This window comes from Stackebrandtia nassauensis DSM 44728 (assembly GCF_000024545.1).
GTDB classification, from domain to species: domain Bacteria; phylum Actinomycetota; class Actinomycetes; order Mycobacteriales; family Micromonosporaceae; genus Stackebrandtia; species Stackebrandtia nassauensis.
Map to the genome: position 1 here is coordinate 1200538 of NC_013947.1, position 17921 is coordinate 1218458.

General features: G+C 66.6%; 12 protein-coding genes and 1 riboswitch. Of the genes, 8 read left to right on the forward strand and 4 right to left on the reverse strand.

All coding sequences use genetic code 11. The features are described from left to right. Positions 1-50: 50 nt before the first annotated feature. Positions 51-2360 (reverse strand): terpene synthase family protein, encoded by a 2310-nt coding sequence (locus tag SNAS_RS05575; protein WP_013016408.1) that lies wholly within the window; start codon positions 2358-2360, stop codon positions 51-53. An 88-nt stretch (positions 2361-2448) separates the two neighbouring features. Then, entirely contained in the window at positions 2449-2811 is a 363-nt protein-coding gene (locus SNAS_RS05580; protein ID WP_013016409.1) for an MmcQ/YjbR family DNA-binding protein, read from the reverse strand. Between the two features lie 150 nt (positions 2812-2961). On the opposite strand from SNAS_RS05580, the gene SNAS_RS05585 reads away from it, so the two are divergent. Continuing rightward, positions 2962-5265, forward strand: coding sequence for a glycogen debranching protein (locus tag SNAS_RS05585; protein WP_013016410.1), 2304 nt, complete (start codon positions 2962-2964; stop codon positions 5263-5265). 3 nt (positions 5266-5268) lie between these two features. Here the strand turns inward: SNAS_RS05585 and SNAS_RS05590 are convergent, their stop codons facing one another. After that, positions 5269-6078: a nucleotidyltransferase domain-containing protein gene (locus SNAS_RS05590; protein ID WP_013016411.1), complete on the reverse strand. Its 810-nt coding sequence runs from the start codon at positions 6076-6078 to the stop codon at positions 5269-5271. Between the two features lie 120 nt (positions 6079-6198). On the opposite strand from SNAS_RS05590, the gene SNAS_RS05595 reads away from it, so the two are divergent. From SNAS_RS05595 to SNAS_RS05605, 3 genes are all read left to right on the forward strand, one after another. Next, on the forward strand, positions 6199-8373 hold the full coding sequence (locus tag SNAS_RS05595; RefSeq protein WP_013016412.1) for a DUF6351 family protein: 2175 nt from the start codon (positions 6199-6201) through the stop codon (positions 8371-8373). A gap of 151 nt (positions 8374-8524) precedes the next feature. After that, positions 8525-8680, forward strand: a riboswitch (cyclic di-AMP (ydaO/yuaA leader). A 9-nt stretch (positions 8681-8689) separates the two neighbouring features. After that, positions 8690-9664, forward strand: a complete 975-nt coding sequence (locus SNAS_RS05600; RefSeq protein ID WP_041624570.1) for a coiled-coil domain-containing protein — start codon at positions 8690-8692, stop codon at positions 9662-9664. A gap of 32 nt (positions 9665-9696) precedes the next feature. Beyond that, positions 9697-10815: a coiled-coil domain-containing protein gene (locus SNAS_RS05605; RefSeq protein WP_041624571.1), complete on the forward strand. Its 1119-nt coding sequence runs from the start codon at positions 9697-9699 to the stop codon at positions 10813-10815. On the opposite strand, the gene glpX is transcribed toward SNAS_RS05605, so the two are convergent. Beyond that, positions 10754-11752 carry a class II fructose-bisphosphatase gene (glpX, locus tag SNAS_RS05610; RefSeq protein WP_013016415.1) on the reverse strand — a complete coding sequence of 333 codons (999 nt, stop codon included), beginning with the start codon at positions 11750-11752 and terminating at the stop codon, positions 10754-10756. The genes SNAS_RS05605 and glpX overlap by 62 nt on opposite strands. A gap of 132 nt (positions 11753-11884) precedes the next feature. Between glpX and SNAS_RS05615 the strand changes: the two genes are divergently transcribed. The 4 genes from SNAS_RS05615 to SNAS_RS05630 all read left to right on the forward strand — a co-directional run bounded on the left by SNAS_RS05615 (position 11885) and on the right by SNAS_RS05630 (position 17917). Further along, on the forward strand, positions 11885-12430 hold the full coding sequence (locus SNAS_RS05615; protein WP_169313854.1) for a DUF4245 domain-containing protein: 546 nt from the start codon (positions 11885-11887) through the stop codon (positions 12428-12430). Between the two features lie 146 nt (positions 12431-12576). Further along, positions 12577-15621, forward strand: coding sequence for an endo-alpha-N-acetylgalactosaminidase family protein (locus tag SNAS_RS05620; protein WP_144300403.1), 3045 nt, complete (start codon positions 12577-12579; stop codon positions 15619-15621). 320 nt (positions 15622-15941) lie between these two features. Further along, the gene (locus tag SNAS_RS05625; RefSeq protein ID WP_211207325.1) at positions 15942-17048 is read left to right on the forward strand and encodes an ABC transporter permease; all 1107 of its coding nucleotides are present in this window, start codon (positions 15942-15944) and stop codon (positions 17046-17048) included. After that, positions 17045-17917: an ABC transporter permease gene (locus tag SNAS_RS05630; RefSeq protein ID WP_013016419.1), complete on the forward strand. Its 873-nt coding sequence runs from the start codon at positions 17045-17047 to the stop codon at positions 17915-17917. The genes SNAS_RS05625 and SNAS_RS05630 overlap by 4 nt, the downstream gene beginning before the upstream one ends. Positions 17918-17921 lie beyond the last annotated feature (4 nt).

Below are 17921 nucleotides of genomic sequence, written 5' to 3' on the forward strand. Positions count from 1 at the left end.
CGCGAAAGAGCCGGTGCCCCCCAACGGCACCGGCTCTCGCGCGATCCTTGTCAGTGCTTCACGGCCCCCACGCCGATGGTCGCGATCGCGGGTTTCGGGTGGTTCACCGGCGTGTTCATGGCGGCCACCGCCGACGACGGCCGGTCGGCGCCCGGATTCGGGGCCACCACCGGGACGTGCGGACGCGGCGGCCGGTTCCCGTTGGTGCCCAACCCCATCGGCCCGCCCAGCGCCGTGGTGGGACGGCGCAGCTCGGACTCCTCGTAGCGGGTGATGCCCCGGTGCCAGTTGAGGATCGCGGCCATCCAGTCCTTGAGTTCGTCCACGTATTTGCCGACGGCGGCGCGGGCCTCTTCCGCCAGACCGAACTCCTCGAACACGATCGGCAGCTCGTTGGCCTCGATGTTCTGGAACTGCCGCATCCGGGCGGTCATCAGGTCGTTGACGATCGCCATGGCCTCGGGCACCGAGCAGCCCAGGAACTCCTGCACCACAAGGACACCGTTGATGACCTCGCCCTCGAACTCGATCTCCTTCTGGTAGGAGAACAGGTCGTTGAGCAGGCACGCGTAGTCGACGGCCGAGTTCTCCAGCTCCCGGATCGGCCGGGAGTCGTAGACCGCGCGCGGCACCTGCCGTCCGTTGCGCAACCGGGCCAGGCTCATCGTCATGTCGGCGCCGAAGGTCTCGCGGCGCATCTCGATGTAGTCGATCGGGTCGGGGATCCGGTTCTGGATCTGGTGGTGCAGTTCCCACAGCCAGCTGTCCAGCATCACCGTCACGGCGGCCCGGAACTCGCGCCGCCCCGCGTCGTCCAGCGGCTGCACCGTCCGCCGCCACAGATCCGCCAGGCCCCGCTCCAGCGCGTTGACCGCCTGCGGCGCCTCCTCACCCTCGACGGGCATGAACCGCACCAGCCGCTGGTTCTGCGCGTACGCGCCCGCCAGGTCCTTGGCACGGCCGTAGACCGTGGGGTACAGGTCATCCCCGTAGGTGCCCCAGGCCAGCCAGTCCGCCGACAGTTCGAGTTCCTCGGGGGTGCCGTCGGGGTCGATGCCCGCCGCGCACAGCGCCAGGTCGAAGACCCGGATCTGGCGCTCGTTCCACACACCCGGACCCGGAACCCCGGGGATCGGCGACAGGAAACCCATCTCGCGCGACCACTCCACATTGTGCTCCCGGGCCGCGTCAAGCGCCGGGTTCAGCTGCACCTGGAACGGCATGTACATGTCGGGCAGCCGCTGCTTGCCGACCTTCTGGAACGGCACTCTGCTGTGGTTGCCCAGGCCCGACACCCCGGCCCGCAGACTGTCAGCCCCCAAACCCATGGGCCCCAACGGCACCGCGCGGGCCGACTCGTTCATGTACCGGCTGGAGCGCATATGCCACTCGTGCCCGCCCGACTGCCAGTCCTGCAAGCCCTTCACGTAGGCGGCCACCGCGGCCTGCTGGTCCGGTGTGACCCCCTTGGCGGCCACCAGTAGCGGCATCTCGGTCAGCGCCGTCGACTCGAACTGGTGCAGCCGCGAGGTCAACAGCTCGTTGACCAGATCCGCTGACTCCTGAGTGGACCGTCCCAGGAACTTCTCGAACACCAGGACGGCGTTGGCGTTCTCGCCCTCGTCCTGCACCTCCCGCTGGTACGAGAACAGGTCGTTGCGCAGGTGCACCGCGTCGGAGAAGGTGTCCCGCAGTACCCGCAACGGCCGGGTGGGCGCCAGTCGCGCTGGCACCTCGGCGTTCACGGCGTGCTCGATGAGGTTCGCCGACCACGGCGCCCCGCCGACCTTGCGCCGCATCTCCACGTACTCGATCGGGTTCGCCACCCGGCCGGTGGTGATATTGGACAGTTCCCACAGCGACTCCATCAGCAGGTTGCGGGTGCTGACGGAGAACCGCTGCTTCCAGTCCTCGGACCGATGCGGCGCGGTGCGCTGCCACAGGTCCGCCAGTCCCTTCTCGACCGGGTTGGTCGGCTCCGGCAGCTCCTGGCCCGACACGGGCATGAACAGGTGCAGCCGGTCCAGGTACTCCTTGGCGCCCACGGTGTCGCGGGTGCGCTTGAACTGCTCCAGGAAGTGGTCGTCGAAGAAGAACACCCACACGTACCAGTCGGTGATCAGATCCAGCATCGCCTGATCGCAGTCGGGATGCGTGTAGGCGCACAACAGTCCATAGTCGTGCCGCGCCAGTTCGGCCTCGTCCCATATCAACCCGCCACCGGCGGACGGGGAGTCGAGCATCCCCATGTCCTTGGCCCACGCCATCGTGTGACCGCGGGCGCCGGCAAGGTTCGGGTTCAACCGTGCCGGGTAGGGCATGTAGAAGTTGGGCAGTGTGAACGGCTGCTCAGAAGTCATGTCACTCCTCGGGATACGCGCCAGGGTCGCGCGTCACCCTAAGCGAGGGGTGGGCCACTTTCCTTCAACGCCATGCCAAGACGCCGCACTAATCCTCCAGAAGAGCGACGAGTCTCTTTGGGGCGACGTGACGATAGGCATCGGTGACGATCTCGGCGATCTCGTCCCAATCCACGCCGTCGACGTCGAGGTAGACCCCCAGCCACCCCCGATGTCCCACATACGGCGGGATGAAGAACCGCCGCGGATCCCCGGCGACCAAAGCGGCGGCCTCCCCGGGCGCTGCGGCGCACCAGAAACCGAGCCGATCGTCGTGGTGATGCTGGGCGGCCATGACGAACAGCTTCTTGTCCCGGACGAACCACGCGGGCTCCCCGTGGCTGGGCCGCTCGGTGGCCTCCGGCAACGCGAGACACAGTGGACGCAGTCGCTCGATCGGGTCGTCGGTCATGCGGTGATTGTCGCGCGCACCTGGGACACGTGTCCCATGAAACCGGCTTATGCGTCGTTTATGGGCTTGGCCCCTTGAATTGCGGGAAACAGAAGGTTCTTGCGTTGATAGCGCAAGAACTTTCGTAAGCGCCTAGCCCCGGAGGACGTCATGTCCGCGAAACCGCGCCTGATAACAACTCTGGCCGCCTGTCTGGTCACCGCCGCCGGGTTGCTGGTCGCCTCCAGTGCCCAGGCCGAGGCCGCTCCGCCGCTGGGCGCGCACTATGACGATTCGGGGCAGAACATCACCTTCGCCGTGCACTCGGCGGCGGCCACCCGGATGGACGTGTACCTGTACGCCAAAGCCGAAGGCGCGGACGAGAACCTGAAGGTCTCCCTGACCGAGGCGTCCGACGTGTACTCCGGTTCGGTGTCGGTCGCCGACCTCAACGAGGCGGGTATCACCGGGGACGTCTACTACGGCTACCGCGCCTGGGGTCCGAACTGGACGTTCGACGAGTCGTGGAAACCCGGCAGCGAGGCGGGTTTCGGCAGCGACGTCGACGCCGACGGCAATCGCTTCAACCCGAACAAGCTGCTGCTCGACCCGTATACGACCGAGGTGAGTCATGATCCGTTGCGGGACGGCATGACCGACGAGGGCGTCTACGCGTCCGGGCCGGAACATCGGGTCAAGGACAGCGGGAAGGTCGCTCCGAAGGGGATCGTGCTGGCCGACGCCGGTGGTGACACCGGTTCGGCGCCGACGCGCCCGCTGAAGGACGACGTCGTCTACGAGGTTCACCTGCGCGGCTTGACGAAGAACGATCCCGACGTCCCGGAAGGTGAGCGCGGGACCTACGCCGGGGCGGCCCGCAAGGCCGCCGAGCTGGCCGAACTGGGGGTCACGGCGGTGGAGTTCCTGCCGTTGGCCGAGGGACCCAACGACCAGAACGACGCCACAGCCGACAGCACCGAGGGCGACAACTACTGGGGCTACCAGAGTCTCAACTTCTTCGCCCCGGATCGCCGCTACGCCAGTAACAAGAGCCCCGGCGGCCCGACGGCGGAGTTCAAGCGGATGGTGAAGGCGTTCCACGACGCGGGCCTGAAGGTGTTCGTCGACGTCGTCTACAACCACACCGGCGAGGGATACGCGTGGGAAAGCGGCGACAAGAACACCTACAACCTGTTGTCCTACCGGGGACTGGACAACCCGAGCTACTACTCGCTGACCGCTGACAAGCAGGGCTCGTGGGACAACACCGGCGTGGGCGGGAACTTCAACACCTTCAACCCGGCGGCCAAGGGCGTCATCGTGGACTCCCTGAGGTACTGGCGCGAAACCCTTGGCGTGGACGGCTTCCGGCACGACCTCGCGTCGGTGCTGGGCAACACCTGCCAGCACGGCTGCTTCAAGTACGAGCGCGACAACCCCGACACCGCGCTCAACGCGATCACCGACGCCATGCCCGCCCGTCCGGCCGACGGCGGGGCGGGGACCGACTGGATCGCCGAGCCCTGGGCCATTGGCGACGGTACCTACCAGGTCGGGAACTTCCCGAAGGGCTGGTCGGAGTGGAACGACAAGTACCGCGACACCTGGCGCGCCGACCAGAACAAGCTCGGCGTCGAGAAGGTGACGCCGGGCCAGCTGGCGACCCGGATCGCGGGATCGTCTGACCTGTACGGCGACGACGGCCGCAAACCCTCGGCGTCGGTGAACTTCACCGTCGCCCACGACGGGTTCACGCTGAAGGACCTGTATTCCTGTAACGACAAGGACAACGGACAGTCCTGGCCCTACGGCCCCTCCGACGGCGGCAGTGACAACAACCTGTCGTGGGACCACGGCGGCGATGCCGCCGCCCAGCGCCAGGCCGCGCGCACCGGCATGGCGTCGCTGCTGACCTCGGCGGGAACCCCGATGATGACCGGCGGCGACGAACACCTGCGTTCGGTGCGGTGCAACAACAACCCGTACAACCTGGACTCCGAGGCCAACTGGCTCAACCATTCCCCGGACGCGGACCAAAGCGCGTTCGGGGACTTCACGGCCGGGATGCTGGACTTCCGTTCGGCTCACCCCGCACTGCGTCCGGATGACTTCTATTCCGGGTCGGACGGCAACGGCAACGGCATGGCCGACCTGGACTGGTTCACCCCGGCCGGTGCGAAGCCGGACGCCGGGTACTTCGACAGCGCCGACAACCACGCGCTGGGCTGGCGGCTGGACGGGACCGAGTTCGGCGACCCGTACGACGCGATCTACATCGGATACAACGGCTGGTCCGGCAAGGTCGACTTCACGCTGCCCGACCCACCGCAGGGCAAGACCTGGCACCGGGTCACCGACACCGCGTCCTTCGCCGAGGGCCCGGGACAGGTGGCCAAGCCGGGCAGCGAGGAGAAGCTGGACGGCGCCACCTACGGCGTCAACGGCCGCAGCATGGTGGTCCTGATCGCGAAGTAGCCCTCAGCGCCAGGTGGTGAGGGCGGCGAAGCGTTCGTCGACCGTCTTGCGCAGGTGGGTTTCGAGGGCTTCGGCCATGGCCGTGGGCCAGTCGGCGCCGGTCTTCTCGTGGAGACGGTGGGCCGTGGGCAGGAACAGGCGCGCGCAGGCCAGGTGGGCGTCGATGAGGGACGCCGGTTCGGCTTCGACGGCGGGGATCTCTTCCAGGCGTTGGTAGACGTCCTCGGGGATGAGGTGTTTGAGGCTCAGCACGCCGCCGGGGTCGACGACGCGGGCGGTGAGGCGGAGAGCCTGGACCAGCATGCCGTGCAGGAGGCCGAATCCGGCCACGCCGAGGGCGTGTTCGCCGCGGCCCAGGACGACGGGGAGCAGGCCCAGGACGCGCAGGAACTCGCGGGTCATCGCCTCGACCGTGGCCGCGTCGGGTTCCACCGGGACCGGCGTGCCGGTGATCGTTTCGGTGAGCGAGGTGCGGTCGAACAGGACGGTGAGATTCTCGGGAGCGCGGAGCATGAGCTCGGCGGGGCTGGCGACGGAGATGTCGAAGCGCAGCCAGCCAGCGGCGATGTAGGTGAAGACCGGGAGGGTGCCGACGCGTTGCGAGTGGACGGTCTCGGTGGCCTCGGCGACCAGCTGTGGCATGTCGTCGCACAGTCCAGTGTGGTGCTCGGGTTCGGCGCACAGGAGCAGGTCGACGTCGCTGTGGTCGTCGGCGGTGCCGCGACCGCGGCTGCCGATGAGGAAAACACCCAGAACCCTTGGCTCGGCGCTGAAAGCGGCGGTGAGGCGGTCGATCAGGGCGGGGTACTTCATTGGGGGAGGGTACGCGATCAACTTGAGCGAATATGGGGGGATTATGGGTAAGATTCGCATCCTTCTATATGTAGCCCGGTCGCGACAATGCGTGTCGGGCGCGGCCGAGAGGCGGGCCCGATGAGCAGACTTACTTCGCGGCAGGGGCGATCGGTGGGCGCGGTGGTCGCGCTGGTCGCCGTGATGATCGTCGGGACGTTCGCGGTGGCGACTCCGGCCAGCGCGGCGGGGCCCCGGTTGAAGTTGTCGGTGCTGTCGTCTCGGGCCGACGTGGTATCCGGGGGTGACGCCCTGATCCGGGTCACCGTCAAGGGTGTAGAGCCGCGACAGGTTCGGGTGGACGTGGACGGGGAGGACATCACCGGGAAGCTGCGGGAGGGTGACCGGCCGAATCGGCTGGAGGCGCTGGTGACGGGTCTGCCCGAAGGGGACAGCACGATCACCGCCGAGGCCGCCGACGACAGCGGCAGGCCGGACCGGCTGGTGGTGACGAACCATCCCGCCGTGGGGCCGATCTTCTCGGGGCCGCACCAGAAGCCGTTCATCTGTGACACCGCGCATTTCAAGCTCGCCGTCGGCGGCACCCTGGGGGAGCCGATCGATGCGGACTGCTCGGTCAAGACCAGAGTGGACTACGTGTATCGCAACGTGCACGGGGAGTTCCGGGCGCTGCCGCCGGACGTGACTCGGCCCAAGGACCTGGCGTACACGACGACCAGCACCGGCGAGAACGTGCCGTACATCGTCCGGGTCGAGACCGGGACCCGGGACCGGGGCATCTACGAGACCTCGATCCTGCACGATCCACAAACGCCCGAGCCGGATCCGTGGACCCGGCCGGACGGGTGGAACGAGCGCCTGGTGTACAAGTTCGGCGGCGGTTGCCCGCGTGGGTGGTACATCCAGGGACGGGCCACGGCCGGGGTCGTCGACCATGGCCTGCTGTCGCGGGGGTACGCGGTGGCGTCGTCGACGTTGAACGTCTTCGGCAACAGCTGCAACGATCTGCTGGCCGCCGAGTCGATGTCGATGGTCAAGGAGCGGTTCGTCGAGAGCTACGGTCGTCCGGCGTTCACCCTGGGGCACGGGGCTTCGGGTGGCGCGTACCAGTCGCACCAGATCGGCGACAACTATCCGGGCCTTGTGGACGGGATCCTGGTCGGGGCCAGTTTCCCGGAGGTGGGTTTCGCTACCATCCACACCATCACCGACGCGTGGCTGCTGCACCGGTACTTCACGGAGACCGCGCCGGGGCGGTTCACCGAGGAGCAGCAGAAGGCCATCTCGGGTTTCGGGGTGTGGAAGACACTGCCGAACCTGGCCTCGGCGGGGCGTCGTATCGATCCAAGGGTGTTCTGTCCCGCGCAGCTTCCGGTGGAGTTGCGGTACCACCCGCAGGACAACCCGGACGGGGCCCGCTGTGACGTGTACTCCCACACCGTCAACGTGTACGGCTGGGACGAGTCCGGCAACGCTCCCCGGCGGCCGTTGGACAACGTCGGGATTCCCTACGGCCTCAGGGCATTGACGCGCGGCGACATCTCGGTGGACGACTTCCTCGATCTCAACGACCGCATCGGCGGCTTCGACGCCGACGCGAACCTGATTCCCGAGCGCACCGAGGCCGACCTGGAGGCCACCGCGATCGCCTATCGCACCGGGCGGCTGCTCAACGGGGGCGGCGGCCTGTCGCGAATACCCATCGTGGACTACCGCGACTACCAGGACGACGCCTCCGGCGGCGACATCCATCTGCGGGTCCACGGCTTCGCCACCCGGGAGCGGTTGCGGGAGGCCAACGGGCGCACCGACAACCACGTGATGTTGACCGAGGAACGCGGCCACGGCGGCTTCAACACCGATCCGGCGACCGTGGCCGGGCGGGCGCTGTCGGAGCTGGACGCGTGGGTGACCGCCACGGCCGCCGACTCCGACCCCGCCGATTCGCGGCTGGACCGGATCGCGCGCAACCGGCCGCAGTGGCTTTCCGATTCGTGCTGGACCAAAGGCGATGCGCCGCAACGTATCTGGGAGAAGCAGCGTCCGGACACCAGCGGTTCCCGTTGTGCCGAGCTGTATCCGGTGTGGCCAACTCCACGTTTGGTCGCCGGCGGGCCGCTGGCCAATGACATCGTCAAATGCCAGGTCGTCGATCTGGGCGATACGAAAGTGGGGGCGAGACTGACCGCCCGGCAACGCGACCGCGCCGAACGGGTCTTCCCGCACGGTGTCTGCGACTGGTCCCGTCCCGGTGTCGAGCAGCAGCCCCTGGAGGGCACCTGGCTGAAGTTCTGAGCAACGAGCGAATCCCCTGGTAGTGACGTCGCGTAATCAGTACAGGGAGTATTGTTGTCGATTCGTGATCACCATCTTGTCCGCGTGGCGCATACCCGCTATCGTGGCCTGGAATCGTCGCCCCATTGTCGCGCCGCGAAACGGCGGACACGACGGTTCACCGCCGAGTCACCCGAGGCCGGGTGAGCCGGGGACCCAACCGCCTCGCCGCCAGCGAGGAATGGGGTGAATCCGCGCCAACCATGCGGTAGGGCAGTCTTGCGCCCGAACCCGACAGCTAACCCGGTAGGCGGACGAGACGAAAGAATTTGGAATCTTGACGAGACGTTCTGTCCGCAGCGCGCTGATAGTCGCGATCGCCGCGGCGGTCTCGCTTCTTCTCGTGCCGATGTCGTCGCCCGCGTATGCCGAGGACGAGGTCCACAAGCTGGAGAAGAAGCTCGAGAAAGCCGCCGAGGCGTACAAGGACGCCAAGAAGGACCTCAAGGACGCCGAGAAGAAGCAGAAGAAGCTGAAGAAGGACATCAAGGACGGCGAGAAGAAGGTCGAGGAGCTCACCGACGAGATCAACGACTTCGCTCAGGCCGCCTACCTCAGCGGTGGGCTGCCGACCGCCACGGCCATCCTGACGTCCGGCTCCCCGCAGGAAGCCGTGCGCAGCCTCTCCACCATGAGCTTCCTGGGTGAGGACGCCGCCGACGAGCTCGAGGACTTCCTCGCCGCGGCGGAGGAACTCGAGGCCGACAAGGACGCCCTCGACGACGAGATCGAAAAGGCCAAGAAGGCCGTCAAGAAAAAGAAGAAGGCACAGGACAGCCTCAAGGACCAGATCGACGAGATCAACGGCGGTCCGTCCAACGGCAGCGGCGGCGCGGCTGGGCAGGGCCCCGGCGGTGGCGGCAGCTGTTCCGAGACCGACCCCACCGGCACCGGCGGCTGTGTCACCCCGACGCTGCTGCACGCCTACAACGAGGCCCAGGACGCCGGATACACCCGTTACACGAAGTGCTTCCGCAACCAGGACTCCGGCGAACACGGCAAGGGACGCGCCTGCGACTTCGCCGCGTCCGAGGGCGGCTTCGGCTCCGACGCCACCGGCGGCGACCAGACCTACGGCGACAACCTCGCCGGATGGTTCGTCAACAACGCCGACGCACTGGGCGTCTACTACGTCATCTGGGACAATCAGATCTGGATGGAGGGCACCGGCTGGGGTAACTACTCCAGTGGTCACACCGGTAATCCGTCCCAGGATCACACCGACCACGTCCATCTTTCGGTGAACTTATGACTCTGTAGGCGGACTACCAAGAAAGAACAACCGTGACCAACCCTTCCGTGCGTCGCCGAATACTGTCGCTGGTGATGGTCGGGCTATGCGCTCTGGTGTTGAGCGTCTTCGTCGCCCCCGCTGAGGCGGTGGCGAAGGAGGGCAACGTCAACAAGAAGCTCGACAAGGCCATCGACGAGTATCAGGAAGCCAAACAGGACCTCGCCAAGTCCAAGGGCCGCAAGAAGACCATCAAGAAGGACATCGCCGACACCAAGAAGGACGTCAAGCGTCTGAAGGTCGAGGTCAACGAGTTCGCGGCCGCCGCCTACAAGAGCGGCGGCCTGCCACCGGCGGTGGAGATCCTGTCGGCGGGTGACCCCGACACGGCCGTCGACACCATCGCGATGACCAGTTACCTGGGCGAACAGTCGGGTCGCAAACTCAGCCAGCTCGTCAACGCCAAGGAGGACCTCGCCGCCGAGGAGGAATCACTCGACGACGAGATCGACAAGGGCGAGAAGGCCGAGAAGAAGATGAAGGACCTGCGTGACAAGGCGGCCCGGGACGTGGCCGCCGGAGGCGGGGACGCCGTCACCGGGCCCGCCGCCAGCAGCGCTCCACCGGCCGAAGCGGCGCCGCGCAACTCCGACGGCTCCTGGCCGGACGAGGGCTGTACCCAGGACGATCCGACCACCGGCGGCTGCATCTCGCCGCGGATGGAACACGCCCTGGAGCAGGCGGTCATCGTGGGCTACAACAAGAAGACCTCGTGCTATCGCCCCTATGAGGACGGTGGTGACCACAACGAGGGCAAGGCCTGCGACTTCACGGTCGGCTCCAACGGGGCCGCCGCCAGCGGGGACGCCAAGACCTACGGCGACCACACCGCCGACTGGTTCGTCCAGAACGCCGACGCCCTGGGTGTCCGGGTCGTCATCTGGTACAACATGATCTGGAATCCGCTGCGGGGCGGCTGGCACGCCTACGACGGCGGCGGTACCGGAGATCCCAACTCCGACCACACCAACCACGTACACGTGTCGATCTTGTTAGCCGGGCTCGGCCGCGCCGATGGCGCGGCCGAGCTTCTCACGGCTCCAGCGGGATTCAGTCGAAGTCCACCATGGAGTAGTTGCGCAGCTTCTCCAGCCGGTGGAACGAGTCGATGACCCGCGTCGTCCCGGACTTGGACCGCATCACGATGGACTGCGTGTAGGCGCCGCCGCGCTGGTAGCGCACCCCGCGCAGCAGGTCGCCGGAGGTGACGCCGGTGGCGCAGAAGAACATGTTCTCGCCGGTCACCAGGTCGCCCAGTTCCAGCACCCGGCCCAGGTCGTGACCGGCGTCGGTCGCCTTGACCCGTTCGGCGTCGTCCTTGGGCCACAGCCGGGCCTGCATGGCGCCGCCCAGACAGTGCAGCGCCACCGCGGTGATGATGCCCTCGGGGGTGCCGCCGATGCCCATCAGGACGTCGACGTCGCTGGCCTCGCGGGCCGCGGAGATGGCACCGGCGACGTCGCCGTCGGAGATGAACCGGATCCGGGCGCCGGTCTCGCGGATCTCCCGCACCAGGGTCTCGTGGCGGGGCCGGTCCAGGACGCACACGGTCACGTCCGAGACCGCCGAATGCTTGGCCTTGGCGATGCGGCGCAGGTTCTCATGCGTGGGGGCGGTGATGTCGATGACGTCGGCGCATTCGGGGCCGACGGCCAGTTTCTCCATGTAGAACACCGCCGAGGGGTCGAACATGGCGCCGCGTTCGGCCACGGCCAGCACCGCCAGCGCGTTGGGCATGCCCTTGGCCATCAGGGTGGTGCCGTCGATCGGGTCGACGGCGACGTCGACGCCCGCGCCGGTGCCGTCGCCCACCGACTCTCCGTTGTAGAGCATCGGGGCGTTGTCCTTCTCGCCCTCGCCGATGACGACGGTGCCGCGCATCGGCACCGAGTTGATGAGCTGACGCATCGCGTCCACGGCGGCCCCGTCGCCGCCCTCCTTGTCGCCGCGCCCCACCCAGCGTCCGGCGGCCATCGCGGCGGCCTCGGTGACCCGCACCAGATCCAGGCCGAGGTTGCGGTCGAGTTCTTCGGTTTTGCGGACGGACATACGTACCACTGCCTTTCAGGAAGCACTGCCTGACCGTTCGTGTGTGCTTCGCGCATCTTGGCAAACACCGGTGTCGTCACCATGAACAGGGTCGGTGGGCTGTGTTACGCGTCCATCGGCGAAAATCGGAGCATGAGCACCGAAGCAGGACCCGCGCCCAAACGCGGTCGCCTCACCGCGCGACGCCCCCGGGACATGATCATCTCGCTGGCGATCCTGCTGGTGCCGATCGGACTGATCTTCGTCGGCTGGCGGTTCCTCATGGGCGATCAGGACGTCAATCCGGTGGACTTCAGCGAGACCGTCGGCGAGGCCGAACGGGCCGGGCTGCCGGTCGTCGAGCCGGACGGACTGTCCGGCGACTGGGTGCCGATCAGCCACAGCGTCGACGAGGAGAAGGGCGCCGTGACGTTGCGGATCGGGTACCTGACCCCGGACGAGGCGGGCTTGCAGCTGGTGGAGAGCGACGCGAAACCCGACGCGGTCATCGACGCGGCGCTGGGGGAGGAGAGCCCGACCAAGACCGGTTCGACCGAGGTCGCCGGACGGGAGTGGCAGACCTACACGACCGCCGACGGACACAGCGCCTTCGTGTCCACTGACGACGACATGACCATCGCGGTGGTCGGGGACGCCGCGTCGCGGGAGCTGAAGGAGTTCACCGCCGCGCTCGACTGAGCGCCAATCTCGCAGCAATACGCAGGTCGCTTGCGGCGAATGCGCGATCGGTGATCACAACCGTTGACTTTTGTTTGAAGGCTTGGCTACGTTGGCGAAAATGTCTGCCCCCAGGCATTCGAACGCTTATCCCTAAGGAGCCAACGGTGAGGCCACCTGCCCGCCGATGGTGGATGACGGCGCTTGCCGGACTGTCCACCGTCGCACTGACCTTCCCGGCCGCCCCGGCGCAGGCCGCGGACGCCCCGACCATCGCATCCGACACCCTGACCGTGGAAGTGGACGGCGACTTCCCGCAGGTCGTCTCCTATACCGACAAGGCCAGCGGCGCCCGACTGGGCGGCAACGACGAGACCCTGGAAACGGTGCTGCTCAACGGAAAAGAACACAAACCAACGGTCACCAGCGAACCCGCCGCGAACGGTGTCGACTACACCCTGGAGTTCCCCGACGCGGGCGGCACGGTCGTGACGACCCGGCTCAGCGTCGAGGAGTCCGTGGTGACCTTCGCGGTCACCGACATCGCCGAAGCGGCCGGGTTCACCCTCAACACCATCGCGATCCCCGGCCACCGACTGGTCACCGTCACCGAATCCGACAAGGACAACCAGATCGCGGCGGCCCGGCTGGAGGTGGACGCGTCCAAGGTGGACGACAAGATCTACTCGGTCGCGGCCGACACCCCCGCCGACGAGAAACCGCTGGGCTCCAACTACACCTTCGCCGCCGCCAACGGTCTGGCCGCGGCCATCGAGACCAACGCCGTCACCGACGAGCCCGGCAAGGACAAGGACTCCGCCGAGAACGGCCGGGTGCTGCGCCAGGCGCGCTCCGGTGACGACGGCATGGAGGTCGGCCTGTGGAGCGGTGAGTGGACCTACCGCGGCAAGGGCGCCGGGGCCGGTGACACCGAGCCGCTGCCCAAGACGTCGATCGTCATCACGACGGACCGCAACGCCGACGACAAGACCGACTGGCAGGACGCCGGTATCGCGGTGCGGGAACTGATGCCGACCCCGGTCGGCGCCGAGGAGACCCCGTACCGGGTGGTGCCGAGGATCCCGTTCAACATCGCCTCGCTGGCGACGCACCCGTTCACCAAGACCCTCGACGACACCAAACGGATCGCGCAGGCCACCGACGGTCTGGGCCAGTTCGTACTGCTGAAGGGCTACGGCTCCGAGGGCCACGACGCCGCGCACTCCGACTACGGCGGCAACTACAACCGCCGCGCCGGGGGCCTGGACGACCTCAACAAGCTGCTGTCCGCCGGGGACGAGTACAACGCCGAGTTCGGCGTGCACGTCAACGCCACCGAGTCCTATCCGGAGGCCAACTCGTTCTCCGACGACTTCGTGGACGCCTCCAAGAAGGGCTGGGCCTGGATGGACCAGTCGTACTACATCAACCAGCGTCCCGACCTGACCTCCGGCGCCATCATGGACCGGTTCGGTCAGCTCGACGAGGAGACCCGGGGCATGCTGGACTTCGTCTACATCGACGTGTACTACAGCCGGGGCTGGCTGGCCGACAGCCTGTCCCGCCGCCTCAACGAGCAGGGGCTGGCGGTGGCCAGCGAATGGTCGCACCGGTTGCCGTCGAACCAGATCTGGTCGCACTGGGCCAACGACCCCGACTACGGTCCCGACACCAGCCGTGGCATCAACTCGCACATCCTGCGGTTCGTGGGCAACCACACCAAGGACGTCTACGTGCCGCACGACCTTTTGGGCGGTTCCAAGATGTCCGACTTCGAGGGGTGGACCGGCGAGACCGACTACCCGAAGTTCCTCAACAACATCTTCGAGTTCAACCTGCCGACGAAGTTCCTGCAGCGCGCCCCGATCACCAACTGGGGCACCGAATCCATCACCCTGGCCGACGGCACGAAGGTCAGCGGATCGGAAGAGTCGCGCACCATCGCCACCGACTACGGCACCGTCTATTCCGACGGCGCCTACCTGCTGCCGTGGCCCGGCCAGGAGGACGAGGCCAAGGCGTACCACTTCAACGCGAAGGGCGGCAAGTCCACCTTCGCGCTGGACCCGGCGATCGCGGACTCCGGTGAGGTCGACGTGTACGAGCTGACCGACGCCGGGCGCGAGAAGGCCGACTCGGTGAAGGTCGTCGACGGCCAGGTGACCATCGACGCGAAGAAGGGCGTGCCCTACGTCGTCGACGCCGGGGACTCCGCCGGATTCGCCGACGCCGAGTACGGCGAGGGCACCGCGCTGTCGGACCCGGGGTTCAACTCCGGCGACTTCGACCGCAACTGGGACGTCACCGGCAAGGCCTCGGTGAAGCGCAACGACCTGGGCCAGTACGAGGCCATCGTGGACGGAAAGGACGCCGCCTCGATCTCGCAGGAGACCCGCGAGCTGGAACCGGGCACCTACGCGGCCTCGGCCAACGTCGAGGTCACCGACGGCGCCAGCCGCACCTCGGGGTTGAGCGTCGAGGTCGACGGCCAGACCGAGTCGGCCACCATCGACCGCTCCACCCTGGTCAACACCAACAACTCCGACGAGAAGCACGGCACGAAGTCGCAGCGGCTGCGCACCTTCTTCACCGTGACAGAAGGAAGCCGAGCAAAGCTGTCGCTCGACGCCGAGGCCGGGGACGGCGAGGTGGTGTTCGACGATGTCCGCATCGCCGAGGCCGAACGGCCGGTGGACGACGACGGCAACGTGTTCTGGGACTTCGAGAGCGTGGACGCGGGCTGGGGCCCGTTCCTGCGGGGGCAGGACGCCAACGCCAGTGACGCCAACTCGCACCTGTCGCAAAAGCACGCGCCGTACACACAGAAGGGCTGGAACGGAAAGGTCATCGACGACGTCATCGACGGCGACTGGAGCATGAAGGCCTTCGAGTACAAGGCGCAGACGGCATACCGGACCTCGGCGGCCACGGTGGAGTTCAAGCCGGGCCACAAGTACCGGGTGAGTTTCGACTACGAGTCCGAGACGGCCGACAGTTACGGCTGGCTGTTGGGCGCCGACACCGCCGAGGGCGTCAAGGAACTGGAGGTCACCACGATGGACAAGAAGACCGATCCGACGGCCTTCGTCCAGGAGTTCACGGTGGGTGACGAGGGCGATTACTTCGTCGGTCTCAAGCGCTTGCCGGGCAACGACGACCAGCTGGAGTTCGTGCTCGACAACTTCACCGTCGAGGATCTCGGCGAGGCCTGAGGCAACACACAAATGGCCTGCGCGAATTGATTGGAATCGCGCAGGCCATTTGTTCATAATGATCATCACGGCGTCGATTCGCGTCCGATGCCGGATTTTGGTTGCGGGGAATCCATAAAGCGGCGCATAAACTATTAAGGAACTTAGATGTTCGCATGTCCGGATTTAAGTGAGGAATTGTTAACTGGCAAGGAAAGTCGAGCTGAACGGCAGTTGGTCGTTGCTGATTCGTGATGTTCGGCCCCTTCTAAAGCCCTTTACCTTCTTGTATGTTCATGGCCACGAGACCCAGGTCACCGAACGCCCCCGGGAGAGGTGGGATGACCCAGACAAAGATCAAACAGCCGCCACGGGCCCGACCGCCCAGACTGGACGGATTCCGCCGAACCCCCGTGGGAAGACTGCTGTTCAGGCTGCGTGACAGCTACGTACTGCGTCGCATCGGCCGCGCCGTCTTCACCGTCTGGGTGGTCGTGACCGGAGTGTTCTTCATGGTCCGGCTGCTGCCGGGAAACCCGGTCAGCACCTATATATCGAAGCTCACCGCCGAGGGCATGGACTATGAGACGGCCGCCGCCGCTGCCGCCAGCCTCTACACCTTCGATCCCAATACCCCCATATGGCAGCAGTATCTCGATTACCTGTGGGGAGTATGCCGATTGGATTTCGGCACCACCCTGTCACAGATACCGGTCACCGAGAAAATAGCCGACCATCTACCCTGGACATTGTTTAGCGTCGGTTTGGCGCTGCTGCTCGCGGTCATCGCCGGATTGCTACTCGGCATGGCAATGGCATACCGTCGCGGCGGAATCCTGGACCACACCGCCTCGGCACTGGGATCGACGATGCACGCCATCCCCAACTATCTGGTCGCGCTCATCATCGTCACCGTCGGCGCCACCCAGCTGGGCCTGTTCGACTACGCCGACATGCGCGGCACCGTCACCCCCGGTGTGGAGCCCTCCTTCAGTCCCGAGTTCCTCGGCGACGCCCTGTACCACGCGATCCTGCCGGTCTTCACCTACTTCATCACCACCGCCGGAACCTGGGCGCTGCTGATGAAGGCCTCCACCACCCAGGTGCTCGGCGAGGACTACGTCATGGTCGCCCGGGCCCGCGGTCTCGGCGGCCGTCGCATCGGATCCAGCTACGTGGGCCGCAACGCGGTACTGCCGGTGGTCGCGCAGATCGCCACCAAGGCCGGGTTCGTCGTCGGCGGCGCGATCTTCGTCGAGCTGATCTTCGACTACGAAGGCGTCGGCATCACCCTCTACAACGCCATCAACACCCGCGACTACGCGCTGACCCAGGGCATCCTGCTGATCATCACCATGACGGTGATCTTCTCCAACCTGGTCGCCGACCTCACCTACGGAGTGCTTGATCCCCGCATCCGTACGTCCGGAAAGGAGGTCGAGCGTTGACCGCGTTGACTCCCAAACCCGCGGTGGCCAGCCAGGGCATGCTGTACCGGCTGACCCGCAACAAGGTCGGCGTCGCCGGGTTCGTCATCGTCGGCTTCATCGTGTTCATCGCCGTGTTCGGCCCGATGTTCGTCGGCAAGATCTCCCAGGACGCCCAGAACACCTGGGCCGGACCCAGCGCCGAACACTGGCTGGGCACCGACTACGCGGGTAAGGACGTCTTCGACCAGCTGCTGTCCGGCGGTGGCACGGTCGTGTACGTCGGCTTCCTGGCCGCGGCCATCTCCACCACCATCGCCGTGGTGCTGGGGGCGCTCGCCGCCTACCTGCGCGGCCGGGTCGACCGGATCCTGTTGCAGGCCACCGACATCGTCATGACGGTGCCGCAGATCGTGCTGCTGGCGGTGCTGGGCGCGTTCTTCCAGCTGTCCTCGCCGACGGTGGTGGCGATCCTCATCGGAACGCTGTCGTGGCCGATCCTGATGCGCTCGATCCGGGCCCAGGTGCTGACACTCAAGGAACGCGAGTTCGTCGAGGCCGCGAAACTGCTCGACCTGGGCACCGCCCGGATCGTGTTCTCCGAGATCGTGCCCAACATGGCCGGATTCGTGCTCATCAACTTCATTATCGCCGTCACCGACGCCGTCTACGCCCTGGTCGGTCTCTACGTCCTCGGTCTGGCACCACTCTCTGGCGCCAACTGGGGAATCATGATCAACAAGGCCTGGGTCTTCGACGCGTTCTCCCTGACCGAGGGCGTGATGTTCATGATGGGGCCGGTGGCGCTGATCGCGCTGCTGCAACTGGGCCTGATCATGCTGACCCGCTCCCTCGAGGAGGTTTTCAACCCGAGGCTTTCGGAAGGGTAGGGCT

Bases quoted from the DNA above. Each gene is read 5' to 3' on its own strand.
- SNAS_RS05575 (WP_013016408.1), bottom strand. From the start codon at position 2,360: ATGACTTCTGAGCAGCCGTTCACACTGCCCAACTTCTACATGCCCTAC.
- SNAS_RS05580 (WP_013016409.1), bottom strand. From the start codon at position 2,811: ATGACCGACGACCCGATCGAGCGACTGCGTCCACTGTGTCTCGCGTTG.
- SNAS_RS05585 (WP_013016410.1), top strand. From the start codon at position 2,962: ATGTCCGCGAAACCGCGCCTGATAACAACTCTGGCCGCCTGTCTGGTC.
- SNAS_RS05590 (WP_013016411.1), bottom strand. From the start codon at position 6,078: ATGAAGTACCCCGCCCTGATCGACCGCCTCACCGCCGCTTTCAGCGCC.
- SNAS_RS05595 (WP_013016412.1), top strand. From the start codon at position 6,199: ATGAGCAGACTTACTTCGCGGCAGGGGCGATCGGTGGGCGCGGTGGTC.
- glpX (WP_013016415.1), bottom strand. From the start codon at position 11,752: ATGTCCGTCCGCAAAACCGAAGAACTCGACCGCAACCTCGGCCTGGAT.
- SNAS_RS05615 (WP_169313854.1), top strand. From the start codon at position 11,885: ATGAGCACCGAAGCAGGACCCGCGCCCAAACGCGGTCGCCTCACCGCG.
- SNAS_RS05625 (WP_211207325.1), top strand. From the start codon at position 15,942: ATGACCCAGACAAAGATCAAACAGCCGCCACGGGCCCGACCGCCCAGA.